18 protein-coding genes are annotated in these 21980 nt (G+C 73.9%); 17 read left to right on the top strand and 1 reads right to left on the bottom strand.

The annotated features are described in order from the left end of the window. Positions 1 to 61 precede the first annotated feature (61 nt). The 6 genes from ACIQUR_RS03885 (at position 62) to ACIQUR_RS03860 (ending at position 7031) form a co-directional block, all read left to right on the top strand. Positions 62 to 1228 carry a lipid II:glycine glycyltransferase FemX gene (locus ACIQUR_RS03885; RefSeq protein WP_403657692.1) on the top strand — a complete coding sequence of 389 codons (1167 nt, stop codon included), beginning with the start codon at positions 62 to 64 and terminating at the stop codon, positions 1226 to 1228. Next, the gene (gene murJ, locus ACIQUR_RS03880) at positions 1225 to 2871 is read left to right on the top strand and encodes a murein biosynthesis integral membrane protein MurJ (RefSeq protein ID WP_403657689.1); all 1647 of its coding nucleotides are present in this window, start codon (positions 1225 to 1227) and stop codon (positions 2869 to 2871) included. Before ACIQUR_RS03885 ends, murJ begins: the two co-directional genes overlap by 4 nt. Positions 2872 to 2910: 39 nt before the next feature. Continuing rightward, positions 2911 to 3591, top strand: a complete 681-nt coding sequence (locus ACIQUR_RS03875) for a response regulator (protein ID WP_399940932.1) — start codon at positions 2911 to 2913, stop codon at positions 3589 to 3591. Then, entirely contained in the window at positions 3588 to 5036 is a 1449-nt protein-coding gene (locus ACIQUR_RS03870; protein WP_403657686.1) for an ATP-binding protein, read from the top strand. Before ACIQUR_RS03875 ends, ACIQUR_RS03870 begins: the two co-directional genes overlap by 4 nt. Before the next feature lie 77 nt (positions 5037 to 5113). Beyond that, on the top strand, positions 5114 to 5671 hold the full coding sequence (locus ACIQUR_RS03865; protein WP_403657683.1) for a hypothetical protein: 558 nt from the start codon (positions 5114 to 5116) through the stop codon (positions 5669 to 5671). Between the two features lie 94 nt (positions 5672 to 5765). After that, positions 5766 to 7031: a cytochrome P450 gene (locus ACIQUR_RS03860; RefSeq protein WP_403657680.1), complete on the top strand. Its 1266-nt coding sequence runs from the start codon at positions 5766 to 5768 to the stop codon at positions 7029 to 7031. Here the strand turns inward: ACIQUR_RS03860 and ACIQUR_RS03855 are convergent. Continuing rightward, on the bottom strand, positions 6991 to 7716 hold the full coding sequence (locus ACIQUR_RS03855; protein ID WP_403657677.1) for a hypothetical protein: 726 nt from the start codon (positions 7714 to 7716) through the stop codon (positions 6991 to 6993). The genes ACIQUR_RS03860 and ACIQUR_RS03855 overlap by 41 nt on opposite strands. A 111-nt stretch (positions 7717 to 7827) precedes the next feature. Here ACIQUR_RS03855 and ggt point away from each other — a divergent pair, with 111 nt between their 5' ends. From ggt to ACIQUR_RS03800, 11 genes are all read left to right on the top strand, one after another. Next, a complete protein-coding gene (gene ggt, locus ACIQUR_RS03850) occupies positions 7828 to 9720 on the top strand; it encodes a gamma-glutamyltransferase (RefSeq protein WP_403657674.1) in 1893 nt (630 codons plus the stop codon). A 153-nt stretch (positions 9721 to 9873) separates the two neighbouring features. After that, positions 9874 to 11136 (top strand): alginate lyase family protein, encoded by a 1263-nt coding sequence (locus ACIQUR_RS03845; RefSeq protein WP_403657671.1) that lies wholly within the window; start codon positions 9874 to 9876, stop codon positions 11134 to 11136. A gap of 171 nt (positions 11137 to 11307) precedes the next feature. Further along, positions 11308 to 12768 (top strand): hypothetical protein, encoded by a 1461-nt coding sequence (locus ACIQUR_RS03840; protein WP_403657668.1) that lies wholly within the window; start codon positions 11308 to 11310, stop codon positions 12766 to 12768. A gap of 214 nt (positions 12769 to 12982) precedes the next feature. After that, the gene (locus ACIQUR_RS03835; RefSeq protein ID WP_403657665.1) at positions 12983 to 13825 is read left to right on the top strand and encodes a nitrilase-related carbon-nitrogen hydrolase; all 843 of its coding nucleotides are present in this window, start codon (positions 12983 to 12985) and stop codon (positions 13823 to 13825) included. A gap of 38 nt (positions 13826 to 13863) precedes the next feature. After that, a complete protein-coding gene (locus tag ACIQUR_RS03830; RefSeq protein ID WP_403658034.1) occupies positions 13864 to 15114 on the top strand; it encodes an aspartate aminotransferase family protein in 1251 nt (416 codons plus the stop codon). An 88-nt stretch (positions 15115 to 15202) separates the two neighbouring features. After that, on the top strand, positions 15203 to 16603 hold the full coding sequence (gene hydA, locus ACIQUR_RS03825) for a dihydropyrimidinase (protein WP_403657662.1): 1401 nt from the start codon (positions 15203 to 15205) through the stop codon (positions 16601 to 16603). Positions 16604 to 16664: 61 nt separating this feature from the next. Continuing rightward, entirely contained in the window at positions 16665 to 17681 is a 1017-nt protein-coding gene (locus ACIQUR_RS03820; RefSeq protein WP_403657659.1) for a TIGR03842 family LLM class F420-dependent oxidoreductase, read from the top strand. 32 nt (positions 17682 to 17713) lie between these two features. Beyond that, positions 17714 to 19258, top strand: a complete 1545-nt coding sequence (locus tag ACIQUR_RS03815; protein ID WP_403657656.1) for an NCS1 family nucleobase:cation symporter-1 — start codon at positions 17714 to 17716, stop codon at positions 19256 to 19258. 101 nt (positions 19259 to 19359) lie between these two features. After that, positions 19360 to 20187 carry an inositol monophosphatase family protein gene (locus ACIQUR_RS03810; protein ID WP_403657653.1) on the top strand — a complete coding sequence of 276 codons (828 nt, stop codon included), beginning with the start codon at positions 19360 to 19362 and terminating at the stop codon, positions 20185 to 20187. A 65-nt stretch (positions 20188 to 20252) separates the two neighbouring features. Next, entirely contained in the window at positions 20253 to 21671 is a 1419-nt protein-coding gene (locus ACIQUR_RS03805) for a phytoene desaturase family protein (RefSeq protein ID WP_403657650.1), read from the top strand. A gap of 87 nt (positions 21672 to 21758) precedes the next feature. Continuing rightward, positions 21759 to 21953: a CsbD family protein gene (locus ACIQUR_RS03800; protein WP_403657647.1), complete on the top strand. Its 195-nt coding sequence runs from the start codon at positions 21759 to 21761 to the stop codon at positions 21951 to 21953. The last annotated feature ends 27 nt before the right edge of the window (positions 21954 to 21980 follow it).

The raw sequence follows: 21980 nt of genomic DNA, 5'->3' as shown, positions 1-21980 counted from the left end.
GGTCACGGACTCCTGTGAGAGTCCTGAGTGTTCACCGATGGCACAGAGGAAGGAATCCGCCGTGTGCGCTCTGCTCGTCACCACGGACGACCCGCGGCAGCAGAACGGGGAGCTCCGGATCCGGACCCTCACCGCGGACGAGTACCAGTGGTTCCTCGCCACCCGCCGCGACGCGAGTTTCCTCCAGTACCCGTCATGGGCGGACGTCAAGGACCAGTGGCGCTCGGAAAAGGTCGGATGGCACTTGCCCTCGGGCGAGATCGTGGGCGCGGCTCTCGTTCTCTATCGCCAATTCCCCGGCACCCGCAAATACTTCGCCTACCTCCCGGAAGGGCCGGTGGCCGACTGGTCCGACCCCGCGATCGACCGCTGGCTCGACCCCCTGATGCGCCACCTGCGCCGGCAGGGCGCGTTCGCCGTCCGCATGGGCCCTTCCCCGGTCTACCGCCGCTGGGACGCCGCCACGCTCAAAGCCGCCACCGGACCCGGCCGCCGGATATCCGACGTGCTCGCCACCGAGGTCGACCCCCTCGGAGCCGCCCTCGCCGACCGGCTCCGCTCCCGCGGCTGGCAGCGCTGCGGCGGCGAGAGCGACGGCGACGCCCAGCCCCGCCACGTCTTCCGCGTCCCCCTCAAGGGCCGCTCCCTCGACGACCTGTGGTCCGGGCTCAACCAGGAATGGCGCCGCAACGTCCGCAAGGCCGGCAAGGCGGGCGTCCAGACCGTCACCGGCACCGCCGGCGACCTGCCCGAGTTCTACCGGCTGCTGGAGATCACCGAACGCCGCGACGGCTTCCGCCTCGGCCGCTCCCTCGCCTACTACCAGCGCCAGTACGAGGTCCTGAACGCCGAGGAATCCGGCCGCATGCGCCTCTACCTCGCCGTCCACCAGGGCGAGGTGCTCGCCGCCCACACCATGATCGTGGCCGGCGGCCGGGTCTGGTACCAGACCGGCGCCTCCGCCGACCACCGGCGCGAGGTACGGCCCAGCAACGCCCTGCAGTGGCGCATGATGTGCGACGCACATGCCCTCGGAGCGGACGAATACGACATGCGCGGGGTACCCTCCACCCTCGACCCCGAAGACCGTTCCCACGGGCTGCTGCGCTGGAAGCTCGGCACCGGCGGGCAGGTCGTCGAAACCCTCGGAGAGTGGGAGATCCCCGTGGCCGGAGCCGCCAACCACGCGCTGTACCGCGCCTTCCAGGCGTACCTGGCCCGCCGGTGAGCGCCACCGTCACCAGACCGGGAGGTCCCGCCCACGCCGCACCCCGCAAGGGCTCGGTGCTGCGCAGCGGCGCGCTCATGGCCGCGGGCTCCGTCGTGTCCCGCGCCACGGGCTTCGTCCGCTCCGCGGTCGTCGTCGCCGCCCTCGGCACCGGCCTGCTCGGCGACGGCTACGCGGTGGCCAACACGGTCCCCAACATCCTCTACATTCTCCTCATCGGCGGCGCCCTCAACGCGGTGTTCGTCCCGGAACTGGTCCGGGCCGCCAAGGAGCACGAGGACGGCGGGACCGCCTACACCGACCGGCTGCTGACGGCCTGCACCGCCGCACTGCTCGTCCTCACCGCCGGCGCCGTGCTCGCGGCGCCCGCGCTCGTGGCGGCGTACGCCGACTACTCCGGCGCCCAGGCCGACCTCACCGTCGCCCTCGCCCGCTACTGCCTGCCGCAGATCCTCTTCTACGGCCTCTTCACCCTCCTCGGGCAGGTGCTCAACGCCCGCGGCCGGTTCGGCGCCATGATGTGGACCCCGGTCCTCAACAACATCGTCGTGATCGCCGTCTTCGGGCTGTACCTCACGGTCGCCCACGACGCCGACGCCGGCCTGTCCGCCGCCGAGCTGCGCCTGCTGGGCTGGGGCACCACCGCCGGCATCGTCGTCCAGGCCCTCGCCCTGCTGCCCTCCCTGCGCCGCTCCGGCTTCCGCTTCCGCCCCCGGTTCGACTGGCGCGGCAGCGGGCTGGCCCGCCCCCTGCGCAACGCCGGCTGGCTGGTGCTCCTCGTCCTCACCAACCAGCTCGCCTACTGGGTGGTCACCCGCCTCTCCACCACCACCGGGGTACGCGCCGTCGCCGAGGGCGTCGCGGGCGGCGCGGGCTACACCGCGTACAGCAACGCCTACCTGATCTGGATGGTCCCCCAGGGCATCGTCACCGTCTCCCTGGTCACCGCCCTGATGCCGCGGATGAGCTCCGCCGCCGCCGACGGCGACCTCGCCGCCGTCCGCCGCGACGTCGGGTACGCGCTGCGCTCCAGCGCGGCCGTGATCGTCCCCGCGGCCTTCCTGCTCGGCTCCCTCGCGCCGTGGATCATGGGCAGCGTCTTCGGGTACGGCCGCACCGGACCCGACGACATCGCCGTGATGGCGGGCATCATGACCGCCTTCGCGCCCGGCCTGATCGCCTTCTCCGGCCAGTACGTGCTCTCCCGCGGCTTCTACGCCCTCTCCGACACCCGCACCCCCTTCTTCCTCAACCTCGTCATCGCCGCCGGGAACGCCGGCCTGTCCGCCGCCGCCTACCTGCTGCTGCCGCCCCGCTGGGCCGTCACCGGCATGGCCGCGGCGTACTCCGTCGCGCTCTTCGCCGGCTTCGCGGTCACCGCGTACACGCTCTCCCGCCGGCTCGGCGGGCGCGGCCTGCTCCGGTCGCCCACCCTCGCCGTACACCTGCGTTTGACCGCCGCCTGCGTGCTCGCCGCCGCCGGCACCTGGGCCGCCCGCGGCGCCGACCGGTTCGGTGACATCGCGGCCCTCGCCGCGGGAACCCTCGCCTTCTGCGCCGCCCTCGTCGTGGTCGCCCGCCCCCTGGGCGTGACCGCCATCACCGACCTGCTCGACTCCGCCCGCGGGCGCCTCCGCCGATAGGCGGACGTCCGCCACCCGACCTCTTGGGATACTGACGCCATGCCACGCGTACTGCTGATCGAGGACGACCCGTCCGTACGGGAAGGGGTCGGCCTCGGACTGCGCCGCCGCGGCCACGAGGTCCGGGCCGCCGAGACCGGCGAGGGCGGCCTCGCCGCCCTCGGCGAGTTCCGCCCCGACCTCGTGCTCCTCGACCTGATGCTGCCCGGCATGAACGGGGTCCAGGTCTGCCGCCGGATCCGCGAGACCAGCCAGCTGCCGATCATCATGCTCACCGCCCGCGGCGACGACTTCGACGTCGTCATCGGACTGGAGGCCGGCGCGGACGACTACATCGTCAAGCCCGCCAGGACCGAGGTCATCGAGGCCCGCATCCGCGCCGTGCTGCGCCGCCTCAACGACCCCGCCGCCCGCGTCGAGACCGACTTCCACGGCGAGCTGGCCATCGACCGGGCCGGCCTGACCGTCGCCAAGAACGGCGAACGCCTCCCGCTCGCCCCCAGCGAACTGAAGCTGCTGCTCCACCTGTCCGCCTCGCCCGAGCAGGTCTTCAGCCGCCAGCAGCTCCTGGAGTACGTCTGGGAGCACAGCTACCACGCCGACGCCCGGCTGGTCGACGCCTGCGTACGCCGCCTCCGCAACAAGATCGAGGACGAGTCCGGCAGCCCCCGCTACATACAGACCGTGCGCGGCTTCGGATACCGGTTCGGCCCCCTGTGAGGAGACTGACCGGCAGACTGGGCCTGCGCACCCGCCTCATCGCCGCGTTCCTGCTGGTGGCCGCGATCAGCGCCGGCACCACCGCCGCACTCACCTACCGGCAGGCGCGCACGGCCGTGCTCAAGCAGACCCAGGACACCGCCGTCGCCACCCTGCGCGACCAGGTGGAGGCCCTCACCACCACGCTGCCGCCGAGGCTCCCCGCGCTCCAGTCGGTCGTCCAGGAGATCGCCCGCAAGGGCAAGCCCCACCCCTGGACCGTCTTCGCCGAGTACGGCGACCTCACCGTCTCCTCCAACGGCGACGGACAGACCTCCACGGTCGTCACCGACACCCTCCGCGACCAGGTCAGGGCCCATCCGCACGGCGCCTTCCAGCGGGTCGTCCAGGACGGCCACCCCATGCTGGCCGTCGCCATGCCCGCCGTCTTCGGCCACAGCGGCGTCCAGCAGGACAGCGGCCTCGTCTTCTACGCCACCATGCCGCTCTCCGTCGAGGAGAGCACGGTCGCCGCGATGGTCGGCGCCGCCCGCGACGGCGCCGTACCCGCCCTCGCCATCGCGCTCGTACCGGCCCTGCTCGCCGCCCGCGGCGTGCTGCGCCCGGTCCGCGACCTGCGCCAGGCGGCCCGCCACCTGGGCCGCGGCAAGCTCGACACCCGCATCGAGGTCAGGGGCAGCGACGAACTCGCCGACCTCGCGCACACCTTCAACGAGACCGCCGTGGAGCTCGAACGCTCCGTGGAGGAGCTCCAGCGGGCCGAGGCCCGGGCCCGCCGGTTCGCCGCCGACGTCTCCCACGAACTGCGGACCCCGCTGGCCGGCATGCTCGCCGTCACCGAGGTGCTCGACGAGGACGCCGAACAGCTCGACCCCGACACCGCCGCCGCGGTCCGCCTGGTCAGCACCGAGACGGGCAAGCTGGCCGTGCTCGTCGAGGACCTGATGGAGATCTCCCGCTTCGACGCCCGCGCCGCCGAGCTCAACCCCGACACCGTCGACGTGGCCGAGGCCATCGACGCCACGCTCCGGCGCCGCCACTGGACCGACCCCGCCCAGGTCTACACCGAGCTGGCGCCCGGCGTACGGGCCCGGCTCGACCCGCGCCGCTTCGACGTGGTCCTCGCCAACCTGGTGGGCAACGCCCTGCGGCACGGCGGGGCACCGGTCCGCATCCGCGCGTACCCCGAGGCCCGCGAGGACGGCATGTGGCTGGTCACCGAGGTCGCCGACAGCGGTCCCGGCATCGCCCCCGAGGTGCTGCCGCACATCTTCGACCGCTTCTACAAGGCCGACTCGGCCCGTACCCGGTCCGCGGGCAGCGGTCTGGGACTGGCCATCACGATGGAGAACGTACGGCTGCACGGCGGGACGGTCCGGGTGGCCAACGCCCTCTCCGGCGGCGCCGTGTTCACCGTGGAGATGCCGCTGGAGGCGGGCGCGTGAGGGAACGCCGGACACCGAGGACCCGCACGGGACGGCCCGGGGCCGGACGGCTCCCGACGGTCCGGCGGCTCCGGGCCGTGCTGGCCGCCGGGGCCTGCGCCGTACTGGCCGCGGGCTGCGGCATCCAGGGCACGGACGTGATCGAGGCCGGTGCCCCGGCCGGCATCGGCGTCGCGGACGCCCGCGGCACCTGGCCCCTGCTGTACCTGCTCGGACCGCACGGGGAGCTGACGCCGGTCATCCGCTCCAACCCGTTCGGGATGGAGACCGGCACGGCGGAGTACAAGCTGGGGCCCGACCCGCTGGTCAGGCTGCTGATGGCCGGGCCCACCGACGGCGAGAAGGGGGCCGGCCTCACCACCGGGCTGCCGGTCGTCAAACGCCTGGAGGGCCTGCGGATCGACCAGGACGGCACCGGGGCCGGCGCGGCCGGCAGCGAGAGCGAGCCGGAGTCCACCGCCATCCGCCTGACGCTCGGGATCCCGGTCCGGCCGCTGTCGGCGGCCGCCCGCCAGCAGCTGGTGTGCACCCTCGCCACGGACCTGGCCCAGGGCCGCGAGGCCACCGTCACCCTGACCGGCACCGACGGCACGCTGGAGGCGGAAACCTGCCGGGTACGGCGCTCCTCGTACTGACCGGGGGACCGGACGGCGGGCCCGCCCCGCACCCTTGCCCCCGGCCCCCGCTCCGGCCACGGTGGTCACCAGCCGCCTCGTGAACGGAGCCCGCGTGGACCAGCCCGGCCCTGCCGACCTGCCCGACGTGTTCGACCCGCGCGTCTACGCCGCCGGACCGCCCCACGCGGCCTACCGGACCCTCCGCGACCACCACCCGGTCGCCTGGCAGCCCGAGCCCGAGGTCCTCGGCTGGCCCGCCGGGCCCGGCTTCTGGGCGGTCACCCGGCACGCCGACGTGGTCCGCGTGCTCAAGGACGCCCGCACCTACTCCTCGTACCTCGGCGCCACCCAGATCCGCGACCCCGACCCGGCCGACCTGCCCTTCATCCGCCGCACCATGCTCAACCAGGACCCTCCCCGGCACGGCACGCTCCGCCGCGTCGTCTCCCGCGCCTTCACCCCCGCCCGGGTCGACGCCTTCGCCGGCCGGGTCCGCGCCCGCGCCGCCGGCCTGCTGCGCCGGGCCAAGGAGGACGCCGAGGACGGCACCGCCGACGTGGTCCGCACCGTCACCGACGAGTACGCCCTGCTCAACCTGGCCGACCTGATGGGCGTACCCGCCGCGGACCGGGGCCTGCTGCTGGAGTGGACCGTACGCGTCATCGGCTACCAGGACCCCGACGAGGCCCCCGCCCCATGCCTCGGCCCCGACGGCAAGCCCCTGAACCCGCGCTCGCCCGCCCTCCTAGCCGAGATGTTCGGCTACGCCCGCGAGCTCGCCGCGCACAAGCGAAAGCACCCCGGCGACGACCTGATGACCGCCCTCGCCGAGGCCGGCCTCGACGGGCCCGAGCTGGAGATGTTCTTCTTCCTGCTGACCGTCGCGGGCAACGACACCGTGCGCAGCGCCGCCCCCGGCGGACTGCTCGCCCTCGCCGGCCACCCCGCCGAGTACGAGCGGCTGCGCTCCGGCGCGGCCGACCCGGCCACCGCCGTGGACGAACTGCTGCGCGCCCACCCGCCGGTGCTCAGCTTCCGCCGCACCGCCGCCACCGACACCGAACTCGCCGGCACCCCCATCCGGGCCGGCCAGAAGGTGGTGGTCTTCCACGCCTCCGCCAACCACGACGAGCGGGTCTTCACCGCACCCCACCGGCTCGACCTGGGCCGCCGGCCCAACCCCCACGTCTCCTTCGGCGACGGGCCGCACGTCTGCCTCGGCGCCCACTTCGCCCGGCTCCAGCTGCGCGTCCTCTACGAGGAGTGGGCCGCCGCCATGCCGGCGCCCGAACTCACCGGCCCGCCCCGCCGCCTGGTCTCCAACTTCATCAACGGGATCACGCGACTGCCGCTGCGGGTGTCCGGGCCGCCTGCGTGACGTCCGCGACCAGCTCCGTCACGTCCGGGCCGTACGCGGCGGAGTTCACCACCTTCAGCACCAGGCAGAACGGGCGGTTGCCGTGCCTGCGGGCCAGCGCCTCGTGGTGCCGGGCCAGGTAGCGGGCCGCCGCCTGGTTGCTCACCGCCGTCTGACCGCTGATCAGGAACACCGGACGGATGCCCCCGGGTGTCGTCAGCCGCGCGAGCAGCACGTACTCCGACGTGTTCTTCTCCCACCGGTACGTCTCGCCCCCGACCCGGATCGCACCCCGGTCCGGGCCCTCCTCCGTGGACTGGTCGACCTCCACCCCCGGCAGCATGGACGCCAGGTGCGCGGTGGTCCGGGCGTTGGACACCGGCCCGCCCACGCAGAACTCGGTGCGCTCGCCGAAGCCCTGCCGGGCACCGTCGTGGGTGACGATCTGCACCGTCGCCCCGCAGTCCTTGATCAGGGCCGATATCTCCAGCAGCGCGAACGCGTCGTGCCGGTGCACCGAACTGTCGGTACCGCCCATCTGCCGGTTGACCACGAACAGGCAGTCGGCCCCCGTGGGCAGCCCGAAGAAGGCCTGCTTCCGGCGGAGCCTGCGCCGCCACAGGTAGGTACGCCCGAACCAGCCGAGACCACCGCTCAGCGCGGTCGCCGCCACGCCGAGCACGATGTTGCGCACGTCATCGTTCATGCGCGGGATGGTATTGCCTGACGACCCGGCCCGACCCTGGCGGGTTGCTGTCCTGACGCGATGGACATCGTGAAGTTACGCTGCGCCAAACCCCGTTGAGTGGAGGTACGGATGCCCCGGTCCGCCGCACGGACGTTAGCCCTGCTCGCCCTGGCCACCGCCCTGACCGGAGCGGCCGCCGCGGCCCCGGTCGTCGCGGCCGGCACGGCGGGCCCCGACCGCGCACCGGGAGGCGGGGCCGCCGCCGGCACCGCGGCCCGCTCCGCGGACGCCACCCCGGTACGGGCCGCCGCCGGCACCCCGGAGAAGGTACCGGTGGCCGCCGGGTACGGCGGCGCCGTCGCCAGCGTGGACGCCGACGCCTCCGCGGCCGGCATCGCCGTGCTCAGGTCCGGCGGCAACGCCGTCGACGCCGCCGTCGCCACCGCGGCCGCCCTCGGCGTCACCGAGCCCTACTCCGCCGGCATCGGCGGCGGCGGGTACTTCGTCTACTACGACGCCAGACACCGCAGGGTGCACACCATCGACGGCCGGGAGACCGCCCCGCAGACCGCGGACGAGCACCTCTTCCAGGAGAACGGCACCCCCATCCCGTTCGCCGAGGGCCAGACCAGCGGCCTCGGCGTGGGCGTCCCGGGCACCCCCGCCACCTGGAAGGCCGCCCTCGACAACTGGGGCACCCGCTCCCTCGGCCGGCTCCTCGCCCCCGCCGAGAAGCTCGCCCGCGACGGCTTCACCGTGGACGCCACCTTCCGCGCCCAGACCGAGGCCAACAAGGCCCGTTTCAAGGACTTCCCGGCCACCGCCGAACTCTTCCTGCCCGGCGGCGACTCACCCGTGGTCGGCACCGTCTTCAAGAACCCCGACCTCGCCGACACGTACGCCGAACTCGCCCGCAAGGGCACCGGCGCCCTCTACCGCGGCCCGATCGCCGACGACATCGTCGAGGCCGTGCGCAGGCCCCCCGTCGACCCCGCCGCCACCCGCAAGGTCCGGGCCGGCGACATGACCGCCGGGGACCTCCGCGCGTACCGCACCAAGGCGCAGACCCCCACCCGGGTCGGCTACCGGGGCCTGGACGTCTACAGCATGGCGCCCTCCTCCTCCGGCGGCACCACCGTCGGCGAGGCGCTGAACATCCTGGAGCGCTCCGACGTGGGCGAGCTGAGCGAGGCGCAGTACCTGCACCGCTTCATCGAGGCCTCCCGGATCTCCTTCGCCGACCGGGGCCGCTGGGTCGGCGACCCCGCCTTCGAGGACGTGCCCACCCGCGGGCTGCTCTCCCAGCGGTTCGCCGACTCCCGGGGCTGCCTGATCGAGGACGACGCGGTGCTCACCAGCCCGCTCGCCCCCGGGGACCCCGAGGACCCCGCCGACTGCGGCACCTCGGGACAGGCCGCGCCCACCACCTACGAGGGCGAGAACACCACGCACCTGACGGTCGCCGACCGCTGGGGCAACGTCGTCTCCTACACCCTCACCATCGAGTCCACCGGCGGCAGCGCCATCACCGTCCCGGGCCGCGGCTTCCTGCTCAACAACGAGCTGACCGACTTCTCCTTCGCGCCGGCCAGCCCGTCCGTGCCCGACCCCAACCTGCCCGGACCGGGCAAGCGCCCGCGCTCGTCCATGTCCCCGACCATCGTGCTGGACGACGGCCGGCCGGTGCTCGCCGTCGGGTCGCCGGGTGGCGCCACCATCATCACCACCGTGCTCCAGACCCTCCTCGGCCACCTCGACCGGGGCCTGCCGCTGGTCGACGCCATCGCGGCGCCGCGCGCCAGCCAGCGCAACCAGACCACGACCGAGCTGGAGCCCGGCCTGTGGAACAGCCCGCTGCGGGCCGAGCTCCAGGCGCTGGGCCACGGCTTCCGGCAGAACCCGGAGATCGGCGCGGCGACCGGTGTGCAGCGGCTGCCCGACGGCCGCTGGCTCGCCGCCGCCGAGACCACCCGGCGGGGCGGCGGCTCGGCCATGGTCGTACGGCCCTCCGGCACGCCGTAGCGGGAGCCCGGCCTCCCGGTCCCGCTCCCGCCGGGGCCCGCTCCCGCCAGGTCCCGCTTCCGCCCCCCGCCGTGAGGGGGGCGGGGGCGGGATCGGCGGCCGTTCGGCGCAACCAGCGGTGCGGCACGCCGGGCGCCGGGCAACCGTGAAAGCGTGTCTGCACAGAACGCACCCACACGGCGGGCGCCGGCGCCCGCGGCCCCGGCCCGGTCCGGACGGCAGGCCCTGGGCCTCGGCCTGCTCGGCGGCCTGCTCGCGACCGGCCTGCTGCTCGCCGCCTGCGCGGCCCCCGAGGACCGTGCCGCGGACGCCCCCACCGCCGTGGTCTTCCACCATCCGGGGGTGGTCGTCAGCCGCACGCAGCTCGACCGGGCCAAGGCCATGGTCGCCCAGGGCGAGGAGCCCTGGAACTCGGCGTACGAGGCGGTGCTGAAGAGCCCGTACGCCTCCCTGGACTACGTGCCGCACCCCGCCGAGACCGTCGCGTGCCCCTTCGACGGCGGCCCCCCGGCCTGCGTCGCGGAGCGGCAGGACGCGATCGCCGCGTACACGCACGCCCTCCTCTGGGGCGTCACCGGCAAAGCCGTGTACGCACGGAAGTCCGCCGAGATCATGGACGCCTGGTCGGCCGTGATGAAGCGGCACACCGACGACAACGCTGGCCTCCAGGCGGCCTGGGCCGGCTCCACCTGGGCCCGTGCCGCCGACATCGTGCACGCGGGGTACCCGGGCTGGCCCGGCCCCCGGGTGCAGCGCTTCAAGTGGATGCTGCGCAAGGCGTACCTGACGACCGTCCGCGACCAGGTGCCGGGCTTCAACGGCAACTGGGAGCTGGCGATGACCGACGCGTCCATCGCGATCGCCGTGTTCCTGGAGGACCAGACGGTCTTCGGGGAGTCGCTGGACCGCTTCCGGGCGCGCGTGCCGGCGTACTTCTACCTCAGGTCCGACGGGGAGCGGCCCCGGGTCCCGGCCCGGACCGCGCTGGACACGGGGGCGAAGGTCAGGGCGTACTGGTTCGGGCAGGGCACGTACGTGGACGGGCTCGGCCAGGAGACCTGCCGCAACCTCAAGCACGTCGGGTACTCGCTGGCCGCCACCGCGCACATCGCCGAGACCGCCTGGCACCAGGGCGTCGACCTGTACGGCGAGGAGGCCGAACGGCTCAAGGCCGCCCTGGAGTTCCACTCCCGCTACCAGCTCGGCGACAAGCCCCCGGCCTGGCTGTGCGGAGGCCGGGTCGAGCGCTCGATGGGGCCCGACCTGGAGGTGGCCCTGGCGCACTACGAGGGCCGCTCGGGAGCCCGGCTGCCGTACACGCGGCGGCTGGTGGACCGCGCCCGGCCGGCGGGCACGGACGAGCTGTTCGTGGCCTGGGAGACCCTCACGCACGCGGAGCGGCACGGGCCGGCGTAGGGGCGGCGGAGGGGGACGGCGCGGGGACGGCGCGGGGACGGCGCGCGGGTGGCGCGGGGCGGGCGCAGGGGGCGCGGGGCGCGCGGTGCCCGGATGGTGGCCGCGGGAAAGCCGTCAAGCTTTGAGACTCCCGTAGCGCGCCCGTAACACTGGTGCGATGCAATGCGGGCCATGGACAGGGTCGGAATCGGTGCTGTACGTCAACTCGCTGACCTGATACGCGAGTTGGTTGCCCTCCTCGATCCGGGAACGGGGTGGTACGCGGAGTTCCTGCGGCGGGATCCCGAAGGGGTGCGGGCCTGTCTGGACGGCGCGGCCGTCCCGCCGTGGGACGTGCTCGCCTCCCTGCTGGCCGATCTCGCGGCCGTGCAGGGCGAGGAGTTCGCCCGCGCCTGGACGGCGGAGGCGGCCCGGCTGCGGAGTGCCGCGGTGGCCGTGTACGACCGGCGGCCGGGCGGCGCGGGGGAGTTGCGCGACCAGCTGGCGGACGCGGAGGCACAGCGCGCCGCGGCCGAGGCGGCGCTGGGCGCGCTCACCGACCGCCTGCGCGCGGCGCCGGCCCCGGCCGAGGCGGAGCGCCTGACCCGCGAACTCTCCTGGACCCGTGACGACCACTCCCGCGCGGCCTCCCGCTGCACGGACTTCGCCACCCGCCTGGCCGCGGTACCGCGCACGGCCGGCCCGTCGGCCCCGGACGCCGCCCCGGCCCGGCACCCCCACCCCGCCCGCCCGGCCGGGACACCCGCGCGCCCGTCGGGCGACCCGGCCCGCACCGGCGGCCCGGCCGCGCCGGACCCGGAGCCCCGTGACCCCGCCGAACAGCGGCCCGAGGCCGCCGGTCCCGCCTTCGGCCGGTGGTTCCGGTCCGGGCGGCCGGCCGGGACACCCGGCGGAAAGGTGCCGCGGCAGCGCGGGGCCAGGTTCGCCGGGGCCCCCGAGGACGCGGACGCCGGGCCGGCACCCACCCCCTTCCCGGCCGGCCTGGCCGCGGTGCCGGCCCCGCGCGGCGCCCGCTTCGGCGGCGCTCCCGAGGAGCCGGCGCCCGAACCGCTCCCGGCACCGGACGGCTCGGACACGGAGGCGGGCCGAGCCGTCGCCGTACCCGCCCGGCAGGCCGTGGCGGAGCTGGTCGGGGAACTGATCGGCCTGCGTACCCAGGGCCGCTCGGGCGAGGCGCACGCGCTGCTCTGCGAGGCCGCGGGCTGGCCCCCGGACCGGCTGCCCGCCCTCGCCGGGGAACTGGAGCGCGCCGGGCTCGCCGCGGACTGGGCCACCCTGCTGTGGGAGGCGGCCTCCCTGCCGCCGGCCCGGCTCGCCGCGGCCGCCGCCGCGCTGAGCGCAGCCGGCCGGGCAGCCGACTGCGTCCAGCTGCTGCGGCAGGGCGTCTCCCGGCCGGCCGCCGAGATCGCCGACGCGGCGCTGGCGCTGGCCTCCGACGGCCGGGAGCAGGAGGCCGGCGCGCTGCTCGGGGCGTTCGTACGGGTCCGGGCCCCGGAGGAGTCCGCCCGGCTGGCCCGTACCGACCCGCCCCGCCTGGCGCCCCGGCTGCTGGCGGCGGCCCGGGCCGTCTCCGACAGCCGCCACCGCGACCTGCTCCACGCCCTCCGCGTGGCCGGCGTCCCCCTCCGCTGACCGCCCCCGTCCCGGTGCCGCGCCCCCGCGCCGCCCCCGCCCGGCCTTGTTCGTCCGGCGCTCGAAAGCGATCGGCGAAATGCGAAACATGATCGACTCTGCCGGTTGACGGAGATGGTCTTGCCCCGGAGTGTGACGGGGCTTACGGTCACGTACCTACGCATTCCGTCTACGTGCGTAGAGGCTCTCTGACGTCCTGTCGAAGGAGCAGCTCATGGCTCACGTCGTCCGCGCCGCACTCGTCCAGGCCACCTGGACCGGCGACACCGAATCCATGATCGCCAAACACGAGGAGCACGCCCGCGCCGCAGCCGCGCAGGGTGCGAAGATCATCGGGTTCCAGGAGGTGTTCAACGCCCCGTACTTCTGCCAGGTCCAGGAGCCGGAGCACTACCGCTGGGCCGAGCCCGTCCCGGACGGCCCCACCGTCCGGCGGATGCAGGCGCTCGCCGGAGAGACCGGCATGGTGATCGTCGTACCGGTCTTCGAGATCGAGAGCCAGGGCTTCTACTACAACACCGCCGCCGTGATCGACGCCGACGGCAGCTACCTCGGCAAGTACCGCAAACACCACATCCCCCAGGTCAAGGGCTTCTGGGAGAAGTACTACTTCCGCCCCGGCAACCTCGGCTGGCCCGTCTTCGACACCGCCGTGGGCAAGGTCGGCGTCTACATCTGCTACGACCGCCACTTCCCCGAAGGCTGGCGCCAGCTCGGCCTCGCCGGCGCCCAGCTCGTGTACAACCCCTCCGCCACCCACCGCGGCCTCTCCGCCCACCTCTGGCAGCTGGAACAGCCCGCCGCCGCCGTCGCCAACGAGTACTTCGTCGCCGCCATCAACCGCGTCGGCCAGGAGGAGTACGGCGACAACGACTTCTACGGCACCAGCTACTTCGTGGACCCCCGCGGCAAGTTCGTCGGCGACACGGCGGGCGACAAGGAGGAGGAACTCCTCGTCCGCGACCTCGACTTCGACGTCATCGACGAGGTCCGCACCCAGTGGGCCTTCTACCGCGACCGGCGCCCCGACGCCTACGGAGGACTGGTACAGCCGTGATCTCCCCCCTCAGCCTGCACCAGCGCCACCGGACCGTCATGCCCGACTGGCTCACCCTCTACTACGACCGCCCCCTCGAACTCACCCACGGCGAGGGCCGGCACGTCTGGGACGCCGAGGGCAACCGCTACCTCGACTTCTTCGGCGGCATCCTCACCACCATGACCGCCCACGCCCTCCCCGAGGTCACCAAGGCCGTCGCCGACCAGGCCGGGCGGATCATCCACTCCTCCACCCTCTACCTCAACCGCCCCATGGTGGAGCTGGCCGAACGGATCGCCGCCCTCTCCGGCATCCCCGACGCCCGGGTCTTCTTCACCACCTCCGGCACCGAGGCCAACGACACCGCCCTGCTGCTCGCGACCACGTACCGCCGCTCCAACCAGATCCTGGCGATGCGCAACAGCTACCACGGCCGGTCCTTCTCCACCGTCTCGGTCACCGGCAACCGCGGCTGGTCCCCCACCAGCCTCTCCCCGCTGCAGACCCTGTACGTGCACGGAGCCGTCCGCGGCCGGGGCCCCTTCGCCGAACTCGGCGACCAGGCCTTCACCGAGGCCGCGCTCGCCGACCTGGAAGACATCCTCGGCCAGGCCCGCGGCTCGGTCGCCGCCCTGATCGCCGAACCCATCCAGGGCGTCGGCGGGTTCACCTCACCGCCCGACGGCCTGTACGCCGCCTTCCGCCGCGTGCTCGACCGCCACGGCATCCTCTGGATCAGCGACGAGGTGCAGACCGGCTGGGGCCGTACCGGCGACCACTTCTGGGGCTGGCAGGCCCACGCGCAGAACGGCCCGCCGGACATCCTCACCTTCGCCAAGGGCATCGGCAACGGCATGTCCATCGGCGGCGTGGTGGCCCGCGCCGAGGTCATGAACTGCCTCGACGCCAACTCCATCTCCACCTTCGGCGGTTCCCCGGTCACCATGGCCGCCGGCCTCGCCAACCTGGGCTACCTGCTGGAGCACGACCTCCAGGGCAACGCCCGCCGCGTCGGCGGCCTGCTGCTGGAACGCCTGCGCGCCATCGGCGCCGGCATCCCCGCCGTCCGCGAGGTCCGCGGCCGCGGGCTCATGGCCGGCATCGAACTCACCCGCCCCGGCACCGACCAGGCCTGGCCCGAGGCAGCGGCCGCCGTCCTGGAGGCCGCCCGCGCCGAAGGACTCCTCCTCGGCAAGGGCGGCGGACACAACACCAGCGTGATCCGCATCGCGCCGCCGCTCAGCCTCACCGTCGGCGAGGCCGAGGAAGGCGCCGAGATCCTCGAACGGGCCCTGCGCACCCTGTAGCGGCGGGCCCCGCGCCGGTCCGGCACCGGGCCCCGGGCCGCTACGGCACCGGGCCCCGCGCACCCTTCAGCTGGGGGAGGAGACCCCGATGAGTTCCCGCACCCTGATCCGCGGCGGACTGGTCGTCACCGCCGCGGACGAGGTCCACGCGGACGTCCTGATCGAGGACGGCCGCATCGCCGCCCTGGCCGCCCACGGCTCGGCGGCCGCCGAGAGCTGGACCGCCGACCGTACGATCGACGCCACCGGGAAGTACGTCATCCCCGGCGGCGTCGACTGCCACACCCACATGGAGCTGCCCTTCGGCGGCACCTTCGCCTCCGACACCTTCGAGACCGGCACCCGCGCCGCGGCCTGGGGCGGCACCACCACCATCGTGGACTTCGCCGTCCAGAGCGTCGGCCACTCCCTCCGCGAGGGCCTCGACACCTGGTACGCCAAGGCCGACGGCAACTGCGCCGTCGACTACGCCTTCCACATGATCCTCTCGGACGTGAACGAAGGCACCCTGAAGGAGATGGACCTCCTCGTCGAGGAGGGCATCACCTCCTTCAAGCTCTTCATGGCCTATCCCGGCGTCTTCTACAGCGACGACGGCAAGATCCTGCGCGCCATGCAGCGCTCGTCCGCCAACGGCGGACTGATCATGATGCACGCGGAGAACGGCATCGCCATCGACGTCCTCGTCGAACAGGCCCTCGCCCGCGGCGAGACCGACCCCCGCTACCACGGAGAGGTCCGCAAGGCCCTCCTGGAGGCGGAGGCCACCCACCGCGCCATCCAGCTCGCCCGCGTCGCCGGAGCACCGCTGTACGTCGTCCACGTCTCGGCGGAGGAAGCGGTCGCGGAGCTCGCCGCCGCCCGCGACAAGGGACTGCCGGTCTTCGGCGAGACCTGCCCCCAGTACCTCTTCCTCTCCACCGACAACCTCGCGGAGCCCGGCTTCGAGGGCGCCAAGTACGTCTGCTCCACCCCCCTGCGCCCCCGCGAGCACCAGGCCGCCCTCTGGCGCGGCCTGCGGACCAACGACCTCCAGGTCGTCTCCACCGACCACTGCCCCTTCTGCTTCACCGGCCAGAAGGACCTGGGCCGCGGGGACTTCTCGAAGATCCCCAACGGCCTGCCCGGCGTCGAGAACCGGATGGACCTCCTCCACCAGGCCGTCGTCGACGGGCACATCAGCCGCCGCCGCTGGATCGAGATCGCCTGCGCGACCCCGGCCCGGATGTTCGGCCTCTACCCGAAGAAGGGCACCCTCGCGCCCGGCTCCGACGCCGACGTCGTCCTCTACGATCCGCACGCCGAGCAGGTCATCTCCGCCGAGACGCACCACATGAACGTGGACTACTCGGCGTACGAGGGCAAGCGGATCACCGGACGCGTCGAGACCGTCCTCTCCCGCGGCGAAACGGTCATCGACCGGCGGGAGTTCACCGGCCGGGCCGGCCACGGCGCCTTCATCCCCCGCTCCACCTGCCAGTACCTCTGAGGGCGCCCGGGGCCCGCACCGCCCCGGCGCCCGCACGCCCCGCCCCCGCAAGGAGCAACGCATGGACTTCGGGCTCGTCCTGCAGACCGACCCGCCCGCCTCCCAGGTGGTCAGCCTCATGAAGCGCGCCGAGCGCCACGGCTTCCGCTACGGCTGGACCTTCGACTCGGCCGTCCTGTGGCAGGAACCGTTCGTCATCTACAGCCAGATCCTCGCCAACACCCGGAAGATGCACGTCGGGCCCATGGTGACCAACCCGGGCACCAGGACCTGGGAGGTCACCGCCTCCACCTTCGCCACCCTCAACGACATGTACGGCAACCGCACCGTCTGCGGCATCGGCCGCGGCGACTCCGCCATGCGCGTGGCCGGCCGCCGGCCCAACACCCTGGCCCGCCTCGGCGAGGCCATCGACGTCATCCGCGACCTGGCCGAGGGCCGCGAGGCGCTCGTGGACGGCAACCCGGTCCGCATCCCCTGGATCAAGGACGGCCGGCTGCCGGTGTGGATGGCCGCGTACGGGCCCAAGGCGCTCGCCCTCGCCGGGGAGAAGGCCGACGGGTTCATCCTCCAGCTCGCCGACCCGTTCCTGACGGAATGGATGGTGCACGCCGTCAAGGAGGCCGCCGCCAAGGCCGGCCGCGACCCCGACTCCGTCTCCATCTGCGTCGCCGCCCCCGCGTACGTCACGGCCGACGGCTCCCCCGAAGCCCTCGCCCACGCCCGCGACCAGTGCCGCTGGTTCGGCGGCATGGTCGGCAACCACGTCGCCGACCTCGTCGCCCGCTACGGCGAGCACTCCGGCCTGGTCCCCGAGGCGCTGACCGAGTACATCAGGGCCCGGCAGGGCTACGACTACAGCCACCACGGCCGCGCCGGGAACCCCTCGACGGACTTCGTGCCGGACGAGATCGTCGACCGCTTCTGCCTCCTGGGCCCCGCCGAGGCCCACATCGATAAGCTCCGCCACCTGAAGGACCTGGGGGTCCACCAGTTCGCGGTGTACGACATGCACGACGCGCGGGAGGCCACGATCGACGCCTACGGGCAGCAGGTCATCCCGGCGGTCAATTCCTGACGTGTCATCCGAGCGAAGGGCCAGGTGTCGCCATGAACGGAGCCAGTGCCGAGGGCAACAGACCCGGGGGGAGCGGCCCCCTGCGTGACCGGATACCCGACGGAGGCGGGGACCGGGTCGAACTCGGCCCCGGCGAAACCCCCTCCGACGGCCGGTTCGTCAACGCCGACCTGCTGCCGGTGCCGGTGGCCCGACGCCGCTGGACCACGTACAACTTCGCCGCCCTCTGGGTCGGCATGGCCCACAACATCCCCTCCTGGATGCTCGCCTCGGGCCTCATCGCGCTCGGCATGGACTGGCGGCAGGCGGTGCTCACCATCGCCGCCGCCAACCTCATCGTCCTGGTCCCGATGCTGCTCACCGGCCACGCCGGACCCAAGTACGGCATCCCCTTCCCCGTCCTGGCCCGCGCGTCCTTCGGACTGCGCGGCGCCAACCTCCCGGCGCTGATCCGGGCCGGGGTGGCCTGCGCCTGGTTCGGCATCCAGACCTGGATCGGCGGCTCCGGCATCTTCGTGCTGCTCGGCACCCTCTTCGGCGGCTGGACCGGCGGCAGGCACATCGCCGGCCAGCCCTGGGCGCTCTGGGTCTGCTTCCTGCTGTTCTGGGCCCTGGAACTCGCCATCATCCACCGGGGCATGGAGACCCTGCGGCGCTTCGAGAACTGGGCAGCGCCCTTCGTCATCGTCGGCGCGCTGGTGCTGCTGGGCTGGATCGCCGCCAAGGCGGGCGGCCTCGGACCGCTGCTCGACCAGCCCTCGCGGCTCGGCTGGGGCGCCGACTTCTGGCAGGTCTTCTTCCCCGCCCTGATGGGCATGATCGCCTTCTGGGCCACCCTCTCCCTCAACATCCCCGACTTCACCCGCTTCGGCGCCGGGCAGCGGGCGCAGGTCTACGGCCAGAGCCTCGGCCTGCCGACGACGATGACGCTCTTCGCGCTGCTGTCGGTGCTGGTCACCTCCGGCTCGCAGGCCGTGTACGGGGCGCCGGTGTGGGACCCCGTCCAGCTGGCCGCCAAGGCGGACAGCGTCTTCGGGCTGCTGTTCGCGCTGGTCACCGTGCTGGTCGCGACGATCTCGGTGAACATCGCGGCCAACGTCGTCTCGCCCGCCTACGACCTGGCCAACCTGGCCCCGCGGCACATCGACTTCCGCCGCGGGGCGCTGATCACCGGGGTGGTCGGCGTGCTGTGCATGCCGTGGAAGCTGACCTCCACCCCCGAGCTGTACATCTTCACGTGGCTCGGCCTGGTGGGCGGCCTGCTGGGCACCGTCGCCGGCATCCTGATCGCCGACTACTGGCTGGTGCGCCGCACCCGGCTGGAGCTCGCCGAGCTGTACCGCCGCGACGGCCGCTACTGGTACCGGGGCGGCTGGAACCCGGCGGCGCTGGCCGCCTTCGCCCTCGGCGGCGTGCTCGCCGTGGGCGGCTCCCACTCCGCCCCGGGCAAGGGCCCCTTCCCCGAGCAGGGACTGATCCCGTTCCTCAAACCGCTCGCGGACTACGGCTGGGCGGTGGGCCTGGCGGCGTCGCTGCTGCTGTACGTCCTGCTCATGCGGCGACGAGCCGAGGGGTAGGACCGCGAGGACGGCCGCCGCGGGCTCCGGAGCGGCGGGTCTTCACCGGGCGTCCATGCGCCGTGGTGGGGAATGTCGGTGGGTCGTGCTTTGCTGGGGGCATGATCGAAGACTTCCTGACCCACGGCCTGGACGCCGTCGAGGACGCGGTGCGTGAGGCCGCCGCGGCCGAGATCACCCCGCGGTTCCGGCAGCTCGCCGACCACGAGGTGGAGTCCAAGACCGGTCCCCACGACCTCGTCACCGTCGCCGACCGGCTGGCCGAGGAGCACCTGACCGCATCGCTGACCAAGCTGCTCCCCGGTTCGGTCGTGGTGGGGGAGGAGGCCGTGCACCTGGATCCGGGCGTCTACGCGGCGCTGCGCGGCGACGCACCGGTGTGGATCGTCGATCCGGTCGACGGGACGCGCCAGTTCGTGCACGGCGACCCCCACTTCTGCACCCTCGTCGCCCTGGCCCGGCACGGGGAGATCCTCGCGTCCTGGACGTACGCGCCGGAGCTGGGGCAGCTCGCGACGGCCGTCCGGGGCGAGGGGGCTTTCCTCAACGGCGAGCGGCTGCGGTGTGGTTCGCCGGAGCCCGGGGCGTCCTTGCGGGTGGCCACCGCGCATCCCGACTACACCAATGCCGAGACCAAGGCCGTGCTGGGGCGGCTGGACGTCGAGGGGGTGAGCCCCCGGCCGTGCGGTTCGGCGGGGCTGGAGTACCTGCGGGTCGCCCGCGGGGAGGTGGACGCGCTCGCCTTCACGTGGCCCTCGGCGTGGGACCACGCGGCCGGGCTGCTGCTGGTCGGGGAGGCCGGCGGGGCGCAGTACACCGTCGGTGGTGAGCCCTTCCGGGTGGACCGGGACAACGAGCTGCCGTTCGCCGTCGCCCGTGACGAGGCCACCGCGGTCCGCATCCGCGACCTGCTGCGCGGCGGGGAGTGACGCCGGGCGCCCTGGTGCGCCGGAATATCCTGGAAGGCACTGCCGCGTGACGTGAGGAGTCCGAGGTGCCGTCGATTCTCGATGCAGTGGTCGTGGGAGCGGGGCCCAACGGGCTGACGGCCGCCGTCGAACTGGCCAGGCGGGGCTTCTCCGTGGCCGTGTTCGAGGCCGGGACGACCGTGGGCGGCGGGGCCCGCACCGAGGAGCTCACCCTGCCCGGCTTCCGCCACGACCCGTGCTCCGCGGTCCATCCCCTGGGCATCGGTTCGCCGGTGTTCGGGACGATGCCGCTGGAGCGGTACGGGCTGGAGTGGCTGCACCCCGAGCTGCCCATGGCGCACCCCTTCGACGACGGCACCGCGGCCGTGCTGGCCCGCTCGGTCGCCGAGACCGCGGCCTCCCTCGGCCCGCGGGACGCCGGGGCGTACCGGCGGCTGGTCACCCCGTTCCTGGGCCACTGGGACACGCTGGTACGGGACTTCATGTCGCTGCCCTCGACGGCACTGCCGCGCGACCCGCTGCTGCTGGGGCGCTTCGGAGCGCAGGGCCTGCCGCCGTCGACCTGGCTGCTGCGGCGGTTCCGGGACGAGCGGGCGCGGGCGCTGATCGCGGGTCTGGTCGCCCATGTCATCGCGCCGCTCGGCGGGTTGGCCACCTCCGCCGTCGGCCTGGTCTTCGCGCTGGCCGCGCACGAGCGCGGCTGGCCGATGCCGCGCGGCGGCTCCCAGGCGATCCCGGACGCGCTGACCGCCTACCTGAAGGACCTGGGCGGGGTCGTCCACACCGGGTACGACGTCAAGCGCCTCGACGACCTGCCGCCGGCCCGCGCGTACGTCTTCGACACGTCGCCGACGGCGCTGGCCCGGATCGCGCGACTGGGGCGGGTGTACGAGCACTACCGCTACGGCGCCGCCGCGTTCAAGATCGACTACGCGCTGGACGGTCCGGTGCCCTGGACCGCCGAGCCGCCGCGCCGCGCCGGCACCGTACAGATCGGCCCGACCAGCGGGGAGATCGCCACGGCCCTGCGCCAGGCCACCGCCGGCACCGCGCCCGCCACCCCCTTCCTGATCACCGCCCAGCCCAGCCTGGTCGACCCCTCCAGGGCGCCGGAGGGCAAGCACGTCTTCTGGGCGTACGGGCACGTCCCGCACGGCTGGGACGGCGACCTCACCGACGCCGTCGAGAAGCAGCTCGAACGCTTCGCGCCCGGCTTCCGCGACCTCGTGCTGGCCCGCGCCACCGCCGGCCCGGCCGTCCTGGCCGCCCGCAACCCCAACTACGTGGGCGGCGACATCGCCTGCGGCGCCGCCTCGGGCCTCCAGCTCCTGCTCCGCCCGAAGCTCTCCCTCCGCCCCTACGCCACCCCGCACCCGGCCGTCTTCCTCTGCTCCTCCGCCACCCCACCGGGCCCCGGCGTCCACGGCATGTCCGGCCACAACGCCGCCAAGGCCGTCTGGCGCCACCTGCGCGGCGCCGGCTGAGCGGCGCCGTCTGAGCGGCGCAGGAATACCGGGGCCCGCGCGGGGCAGGCGCGCGGGGACGGTACACCCGCACCGGAAGGAGCGGCCATGGGCAAGGCGAAGGCGAAGGCCAAGCAGGCCAAGGGACAGCTGAAGGAATCCGCCGGCAACGTCATGGACGACAAGAAGATGCAGGCGGAGGGTGCCTCCGAGAAGGTGGCCGGCAAGGCCCAGGAGACGCCCCGCAAGACGCACGAGTCGGCCGCGGAGGCCATGGAGCGGATCCGGAAGGCCGGCCACTGATCCATCCGACAGGGGGCCGGGGACCCG

Origin of the sequence: Streptomyces sp. NPDC101132, from assembly GCF_044759225.1 — a bacterium.
Taxonomy (GTDB): domain Bacteria; phylum Actinomycetota; class Actinomycetes; order Streptomycetales; family Streptomycetaceae; genus Streptomyces.
This window is presented reverse-complemented; position numbering and strand designations above follow the sequence as displayed.

Bases quoted from the DNA above. Each gene is read 5' to 3' on its own strand.
- ACIQUR_RS03810 (WP_403657653.1), top strand. From the start codon at position 19,360: ATGATCGAAGACTTCCTGACCCACGGCCTGGACGCCGTCGAGGACGCG.
- ACIQUR_RS03875 (WP_399940932.1), top strand. From the start codon at position 2,911: ATGCCACGCGTACTGCTGATCGAGGACGACCCGTCCGTACGGGAAGGG.
- ACIQUR_RS03840 (WP_403657668.1), top strand. From the start codon at position 11,308: ATGGACAGGGTCGGAATCGGTGCTGTACGTCAACTCGCTGACCTGATA.
- hydA (WP_403657662.1), top strand. From the start codon at position 15,203: ATGAGTTCCCGCACCCTGATCCGCGGCGGACTGGTCGTCACCGCCGCG.
- ACIQUR_RS03835 (WP_403657665.1), top strand. From the start codon at position 12,983: ATGGCTCACGTCGTCCGCGCCGCACTCGTCCAGGCCACCTGGACCGGC.
- ACIQUR_RS03800 (WP_403657647.1), top strand. From the start codon at position 21,759: ATGGGCAAGGCGAAGGCGAAGGCCAAGCAGGCCAAGGGACAGCTGAAG.
- ACIQUR_RS03855 (WP_403657677.1), bottom strand. From the start codon at position 7,716: ATGAACGATGACGTGCGCAACATCGTGCTCGGCGTGGCGGCGACCGCG.
- ACIQUR_RS03820 (WP_403657659.1), top strand. From the start codon at position 16,665: ATGGACTTCGGGCTCGTCCTGCAGACCGACCCGCCCGCCTCCCAGGTG.
- ACIQUR_RS03830 (WP_403658034.1), top strand. From the start codon at position 13,864: ATGCCCGACTGGCTCACCCTCTACTACGACCGCCCCCTCGAACTCACC.
- ACIQUR_RS03815 (WP_403657656.1), top strand. From the start codon at position 17,714: ATGAACGGAGCCAGTGCCGAGGGCAACAGACCCGGGGGGAGCGGCCCC.
- ggt (WP_403657674.1), top strand. From the start codon at position 7,828: ATGCCCCGGTCCGCCGCACGGACGTTAGCCCTGCTCGCCCTGGCCACC.